Below are 6,877 nucleotides of genomic sequence, written 5' to 3' on the forward strand. Positions count from 1 at the left end.
GGTTACGGATGGTAACGTGGGGAGTACTCATGCTGATTGGTCTGCAAAAAGCAGTAATAAATTCAGAACTTCAGAATACTGTCAAGTCCCGAAAAAAGAAAAATCAGGTGCGGAATGACGGATATAGACCATACGAAAACGAAAGCAATGTCCCCGCAAACTAATGGTATCTGCGAGCGCTTCCATAAAACTATTTTGCAGGATTTTTATAAGGTTACGTTCCGTAAGAAGTTATACGAAGATCTGGAAAGCCTGCAAACGGATCTGGACAACTGGTTATGGCATTACAATAATGAGCGAACTCATCAGGGGAAAATGTGCTGCGGGCGCACGCCAATGGCAACATTACTTGATGGTAAACGGGTCTGGGCAGAAAAAAATCTGAACCAGATTTAATCTGACAGACACCTGTATAAATAACCGGTAACTGTCAGATCAGGTCTGAGCTAGTATACTTCATACATCCGAAGGTGGCTCTACTGTATATCGCTCTAAGTCGTTGCCCGATGAAATTGTTAAACACCACTATCTTTGTACTCACTGCTACGGCGACCACGTAATATCGATACTTAATCCGAGCACAGAGAAGCATGGTTTCGCTGGTTTTTTTGTCCATTATTGCCCTCGCTGTAAGAATGAATATCTAATGAATAAGGTGCCTCCATTGCCAGATATTCACGTGCCATCATTATCATCATGGGGCCGTTAATGATCTAGTTCGGGGTAAGGTTCCACAAGCATGTCGTCATGCCGTATAAGGTGGAGCATTGCAGCATCGACTATTGCCAGTGCGGTACTCAGTCCTACTGTACTGGTTTCATTGAGCGGGAGTTTAGCTCCAGCCATGTATAGCACATGGCGTATGTTCATGATTGCATATCTTAGTTGCCGTATTTCCTCCTCTCTCGCGGCTATGACGTTTCGTGCATAGTTGTGATCTTCTTCAATGCTCATAATTACCTCGCTTGATAAATACTCTTCGGCTTACATTCAATGATCGTGCCGCGATATATGCGTCTGTCTTGCCCTGGCGGTAATGCCATACTCCGTTTTCGGCTTGCTGTACCAGATGCGATGGTTAAGACGCTTAACCATGTCGTACATTTCGGCGAAACGGTTAATTTGCTCTCTGAACTTAGCCAGTAAGTTGAAATTAATTCGTGGTGCCCGTTTGCGCTTGAAAGCCAATTCAATGCGGGTAAGCGCTTTGCGTTTTACTGGCTTCTGCCCCAATACCTTATCGATACGGGATGTCACCAGTTCACGACGGATGGCTTCTGCCTTGCGTCTGGCATGACGGCGAATAGCGGCGTTGGTTTTGCTAACAGGATTAACGGATTTACGGTAAAGGATAGTAGCCATATTCCCTCCAACAGATGGTTTTGGTGGTGTGGTGAACGGGTATAGTCCTGGTGTTGGCTATAATTTTTATTCAGCCCACCACACCCCAAAAACATCTGGGCAAAGGTTCGGCACGTTGTCGGTGCCTTCCGTAGAGCGCGAGGCTCGTTTTGAAGGAGCATGTATCTGGAATCTGCCGCAACCGCCGTCATGTTCCTGTGCCTCGGGCTGGCTACTTACGCTCAGGCAATCGGCGGGTAACTCGAGGTCTTGCCTGCCGGGGTATTGCCGTTGCGGGTTGGTGGTCCACCGTCTGGCTGTAGGCTGTCTGGTAGGTTGATGAATCGAAATATAAAATAACTTAGTTTTATTGGCAAGTAAAATTTAGGAATATTTATTTTTAAGCGGTCATGGCTTACTGTATGAAAGGGATAGGAGAGGGTTACAGTGCAAACTGGACGCCAATAACAGTACCTACAATCTTGCATGCATCTGTTACAAGAATCTTATCGTATCGAGGGTTTAGGGGCATTAAATAATTATTGAAGCCATCCATGACTAACTTCTTTACTGTCATCATACTTCGTGGTGGTTGATTTGAGCTATCTGAGATAATAGCAGCAACAATTTTGCCATTTTCGGGTTCAACTAATGGATCAACAATAATCATTGATCCCTGCGGGATGCTAGGTTTTCCATATGGGTTTACCATCGTGTCATCATCAATTTTTACACAAAACGCCCTTTGTGATGCAGTAACAAATGTTGCTGTATTCTTTGCATTTTTAGGCATTTCATTTCCTCTGGTTGCAATGAAAGCCATGGCCTCATCCCAAGATAGCAGAGGAACCATATGCATAGGGTCTTGTATCATTGTCACTGAGCCGGGGTCGATACCGTAAAGTAAATAACTCTCTGTAGTATTAAGTGCTTTTGCTAGTTTGCTAAGTGCCTTTCCTCCAGGTTCGTTTAAATCTTTCTCCCAGTATCCAACCGTGACGCCTGTAACGCCGACACTTTTCCCTAGAGTAACCTGAGTGTATTTTTTTAATTTTCTCAAAGATTTAATGCGCTGACCTAGCGTTTCCACAAGTAGCTCCTAAAAATTATTTTACTAAGATATTTTAGTTTTTATTGACCTAAAAAAACCTAGTCATTATAATCTAAGTTAATTTATTAAGCGGGAGGTGGTATGACCGTTGAGCAATTAAAGTCATATTTTGGGAAAAATAAAAATATTGCTAAATTTTATGGTGTTACGCCAGAAGCCATATCAATGTGGTGCAGAAGGAAAGGACGACTAATACCCAAAGCTAGAGCCATAGAAGCTGAATATCGAACTAAAGGCGTACTCAAGTACAACCCCGCACTATATGAAAACAAAAAAAAAAATGTAATTGATTATTTTCAGAATTCTGATTCTGTCGCCTAACCAGCAGCACCGCTCTTTACAACGGACACTCGTCCTACGGAAGCCACCGACAACGTGGCGAACTCAACATCCCACAGTAACAAACTCACTGTGACTGGCTCACGGCTTCGTCACGTCTGTTGATTACCAAAACACAGGTGCCGTGTATCTACACGCGCATCCGATAACCTATTGCCTAAAAGGAATATTAACAAATGGATAGTACAAACTACAGCAAACCGTCACAACAGGAAATTGATCGTGCTGAAACGGACTTGCTCATCATCCTTTCCAAACTGACCGGGCGCAAGTTCGCGGAGTTTGCCGGGTGTCATGAATCGAAAATCAGTCGCACCGACTGGCGCTTTATCGCCACTGTTTTGTGTGTTGCTAGGAAGTCTATTGAGTTCAGCATATTAGGGGAGATTGGCAAGCAGATAGCCGATGCGGTCATGGGCAAAGAAAAAGCCGAACAGTGCGCTAACACTTGGTCGGCTTAATAAACAACAAAATATTTGATTTCAGGAGGAATTATGGCACGAAACAGCCGGAATTTCAAGCAAAAGGGCACTTATCGCCCTCATCCTGAACCCCAAACATTGATGCCGGAGAATGCGGCGAAGAAATTCGCCGAACGCTTCCGCCTGCAACAACAACTTTACCTGGCTCGGTATGAGTCAGAGGAGAAACGCAAATGAGCAGAATAGCAACTGACTGGGCCTGGAGTCTGAATTTACCCTCATCACAAAAACTGTTGCTCCTGTCTCTTGCTGACCGGGCCGACGAACAGCACTGCTGTTACCCCAGCATACAAAGGCTTGTCAGTGACACCGGACTGGAAAGAAAAACCATTGGGAAAGGCATCAATCAGATGATCGACGAGGGGCTGATTAGCGATACGGGGGAGAGAAAAGGCCCTACAAAACGGGTTCGGGTATTACAGCTAAATATCGGCAGTAAATGTGCCCAAAAACGGAATGATACCAAAAACGGTAATGTTACCAAAAACAGAACGTTAAATGATCCCAATATTGGGACTTTGAATGATACCAAAAACGGGATTTTGAATGATCCCAAAATTGGGACACTGAATCAGTCATTAGAACCCAACATAGAACCAGAAAAGAATATCCCCTTACCCCTTACCGACAAGAAAAACAAATTTGACCCGCTAACCGAAAAACCGTCGAACGTGTCGGCAGAGGTTTGGGCCGATTGGGTGAGCCACCGCAAAGAAATTCGTCACCCGTTGACCCCGACCACCTGCAAGCGCATCAGGTCGATGCTGGAAAACCATGTCAACCCCGATGCGGTGATTAGCTTGTCCATCGAGCGCGGTTGGCAGGGCTTGTTCCCCGAGAAAATCACCGAGCCAGCCAATACCACGCCCGCGTTCGATGTCTCCCGGTTGACCGAAGAGCAGCGGCGTGAACTGGCCCTGTATGAACTTCTGGAGGGGCGATGAAATCATGGCTAAAACGGGTTTTGATTGCCGGTTACTGCCACGGGGTTATGCCGATATCGGCAGTGACACTGGGATTTAAGATTTTTCGATTGGAGGCAGTATGACTATCCAGGAATTATCCGGCCTGTTGTGGCAGCGGGTGGAGCAGGTGGTGGCTCACTTACTCCCCAACGGTCGGCGCGTCAATGGGGAATGGGTTGTCGGTGATTTGGACGGCAACAAGGGGCAATCGCTCAAGGTCAATCTCACCGGCAAGCAGGTCTGGTGCGAGTTCAACGGCGGACAGGGTGGCGACTTGCTGGACTTGTGGGTATCGGTACGGCATACCCAACTCCCATCAGGCCATGCAGGAGGCCAAAGCGTTTCTGGGTGTCAAGGACGAGGACAGCGCCTTTCTGCCTAAACCGGCAAAAATCTTCAAGAAACCTGAGCGCAAGGGCGTCAAAGGCTCCCGCGACTGTTTCGCGTATCTGGCCTCAAGGGGGATCTCCCACGAGACGGCACAAGCGTTCAAAGTGACCGACGCGGTGATATTCAACCACGAGACCAAGCAGGAAGTCCCTGCCATTGCCTTCCCCTACCTGCGCGACGGTGAGTTGAAGCAAATCAAACGGTTGGGGATTGAGCGTCATGACGGTAAAAAAATCATCATGGCGGAGTCCGATTGTGAACCCTGTCTGTTTGGCTGGCAGGCCATCAACCCCAAAGAGCGCAATCTGGTGGTGATTTGTGAAGGCGAAATTGACGCCATGAGTATTCACCAGTACGGCCTTCCGGCACTGTCGGTTCCCTTCGGTGGCGGAACGGGGGCCAAGCAGCAGTGGATTGAGCATGAGTACGAAAATCTGTCACGTTTCGAAGAGATATTCCTGTGCATGGACATGGACGCCGCCGGGCAATCCGCCGCCAAGGAAATTGCTACCCGTCTGGGGATCCATCGTTGCAGCTTTGTGAAACTCCCTCACAAGGACGCTAACGAATGCCTGGTCAATAATATTTCAGTGGAGCAGTTTCAACGGTTCTTCATGGACGCTGAGACGTTCGAACCCACAGAACTCAAACGGGCGGGCGAATTCCGTCAGGAAGTCCATGCGGCTTTTTTTTCACCCGCTCCCGGTCTGTTCACCAGTCCGTGGCCCACGCTGGAGCTGAATTTCAGATTCAGGACGCACGAACTGACCCTGGTCAACGGCGTTAACGGTCACGGCAAATCGCAGTTTGTGGGGCATCTGGCGCTTGAGGCGACGTACCAGGGGGTGTCTGCCTGCATCGCCTCGATGGAGCTACGGCCCGCCATCCTGCTGAAACGGATGATTCGACAAGCCGTATGTACGGGGAATACCTCACCGGGGGATGTAGACCGGATGATGGACCTGCTCGATGCGCGGATGTGGTTGTTCAATGTGACAGGTAAAGCCAAGGGAGAGCGGATTTTGTCCGTGTTTAAATATGCGCACAAGCGCTATGGCGTGAAGCTGTTTGTCGTGGACTCGCTGATGATGTGCGGCCTTAACGAGGATGATTACAACGGCCAGAAGGCGTTTATGGAAGCGTTATGCGAGTTCAAGCTGACTTACCCGGTGCATGTGCTGTTGGTGACACATCCCCGAAAAGGCGAAAACGAAGAAAAGCCGGTCGGCAAGATGGATGTCAAGGGAAGCGGCGCTATCACGGATTTGACCGACAACCTGCTCACCGTTTGGCGCAACAAGGCGCGTGAAGCCGTGGTAGAGAAAGCGAGGAAATTTGGTAACGAAGCTTTATCGGAGAAAGAGCAAAAGTTACTGGAGGCCCCCGGGACGCTGTTATTGCTCGACAAGCAGCGTAACGGCGAGGGCTGGATGGGAAAAATTCCCTTGGTGTTCAACTTACTGAGTAATCAGTTTCTGGCCGACAGAAAGAGCGTTCCGTTTAACTACGCACGGGGGGAGTCACAAAGCGCGGTGATATCTGAAATGCGCCGTATGGCGGTTTAACGAAAACAGCGAGGGAAATAGGAATGACGGCTTATCTAACAGAATTCATCGTGGGGCTGCTGGCAATGGCGGCCCTTTTTGTTTGGGTGGGTAAATTCAGAGGTGGGTGATGGATAAAACATGCTTCCTGCTGCGTGATGAACGAATACGAAAAAACCTGAAAGCGTTTATTGATTCCCTGCCCACCGACCCACACCGCCCCCTCGAAATTACCATCAACGATGCTAAACGGACATTACCGCAGAACGACCTGTTCCATGCGTTATGCACCGATGTTTCGCGTCAGGTGGTGTGGACAGATAAACCGCGCCTGCTGCTGGACTGGAAGGCGCTGTTTGTCTCGGGACATGCCATCGCTACCGGCAGGCCGGGGGAGGTGGTTACCGGGCTGGAGGGGGAGTTTTGCAGCATCCGCGAGAGCACGGCCCAGATGGGCGTAAAGCGCATGAACAGTTTGATTGAGTACGCCCAGGCCTGGTCGGTCGGCAACGGGGTCAGGCTGCGCGAGGTGCGTTATTCAGGGGATTATTTTGGGAGAGTCGGATGACACTAAAATCACATGTATTAGTCGCGACTTGATCTGACACTGGACCTTGCAAGGTTGAGAGTTACCGGTTTTGATATGGGTGTCCAATCCTTATACAAAACACGAGGTAACTCTCATGATTCATACTAACAATCCCA

Annotated in this window: 9 protein-coding genes and 1 pseudogene; 8 read left to right on the forward strand and 2 right to left on the reverse strand. The window is 48.6% G+C overall.

What is annotated here, in order from left to right; translation table 11 throughout:
* Window positions 1-114: 114 nt before the first annotated feature.
* Window positions 115-396 (forward strand): annotated as a pseudogene (locus ACTBDZ_RS13255) (integrase core domain-containing protein); the annotation flags it as partial.
* Window positions 397-990: 594 nt separating this feature from the next.
* On the opposite strand, the gene ACTBDZ_RS13260 reads toward ACTBDZ_RS13255, so the two are convergent.
* Window positions 991-1,362 carry an antitermination protein gene (locus ACTBDZ_RS13260; protein ID WP_438815669.1) on the reverse strand — a complete coding sequence of 124 codons (372 nt, stop codon included), beginning with the start codon at window positions 1,360-1,362 and terminating at the stop codon, window positions 991-993.
* Window positions 1,363-1,783: 421 nt separating this feature from the next.
* Window positions 1,784-2,431, reverse strand: a complete 648-nt coding sequence (locus ACTBDZ_RS13265) for a LexA family protein (protein WP_438815670.1) — start codon at window positions 2,429-2,431, stop codon at window positions 1,784-1,786.
* Window positions 2,432-2,533: 102 nt separating this feature from the next.
* Here ACTBDZ_RS13265 and ACTBDZ_RS13270 point away from each other — a divergent pair, with 102 nt between their 5' ends.
* The 7 genes from ACTBDZ_RS13270 to ACTBDZ_RS13300 all read left to right on the forward strand — a co-directional run bounded on the left by ACTBDZ_RS13270 (window position 2,534) and on the right by ACTBDZ_RS13300 (window position 6,740).
* A complete protein-coding gene (locus ACTBDZ_RS13270) occupies window positions 2,534-2,773 on the forward strand; it encodes a Cro/CI family transcriptional regulator (RefSeq protein ID WP_438815671.1) in 240 nt (79 codons plus the stop codon).
* 194 nt (window positions 2,774-2,967) lie between these two features.
* The gene (locus ACTBDZ_RS13275) at window positions 2,968-3,252 is read left to right on the forward strand and encodes a CII family transcriptional regulator (RefSeq protein ID WP_438815672.1); all 285 of its coding nucleotides are present in this window, start codon (window positions 2,968-2,970) and stop codon (window positions 3,250-3,252) included.
* Between the two features lie 33 nt (window positions 3,253-3,285).
* The gene (locus ACTBDZ_RS13280; RefSeq protein WP_438815673.1) at window positions 3,286-3,450 is read left to right on the forward strand and encodes a hypothetical protein; all 165 of its coding nucleotides are present in this window, start codon (window positions 3,286-3,288) and stop codon (window positions 3,448-3,450) included.
* Complete coding sequence (locus tag ACTBDZ_RS13285) at window positions 3,447-4,217, forward strand: helix-turn-helix domain-containing protein (RefSeq protein WP_438815674.1); 771 nt, start codon at window positions 3,447-3,449, stop codon at window positions 4,215-4,217. The genes ACTBDZ_RS13280 and ACTBDZ_RS13285 overlap by 4 nt, the downstream gene beginning before the upstream one ends.
* Before the next feature lie 100 nt (window positions 4,218-4,317).
* Complete coding sequence (locus ACTBDZ_RS13290; protein WP_438815675.1) at window positions 4,318-4,620, forward strand: hypothetical protein; 303 nt, start codon at window positions 4,318-4,320, stop codon at window positions 4,618-4,620.
* A complete protein-coding gene (locus ACTBDZ_RS13295) occupies window positions 4,562-6,193 on the forward strand; it encodes a toprim domain-containing protein (RefSeq protein WP_438815676.1) in 1,632 nt (543 codons plus the stop codon). Before ACTBDZ_RS13290 ends, ACTBDZ_RS13295 begins: the two co-directional genes overlap by 59 nt.
* A gap of 109 nt (window positions 6,194-6,302) precedes the next feature.
* Window positions 6,303-6,740, forward strand: a complete 438-nt coding sequence (locus ACTBDZ_RS13300) for a recombination protein NinB (protein ID WP_438815677.1) — start codon at window positions 6,303-6,305, stop codon at window positions 6,738-6,740.
* Window positions 6,741-6,877: the final 137 nt, after the last annotated feature.

The sequence above is a fragment of the Symbiopectobacterium sp. genome, from assembly GCF_051710365.1.
Lineage (GTDB): Bacteria > Pseudomonadota > Gammaproteobacteria > Enterobacterales > Enterobacteriaceae > Symbiopectobacterium.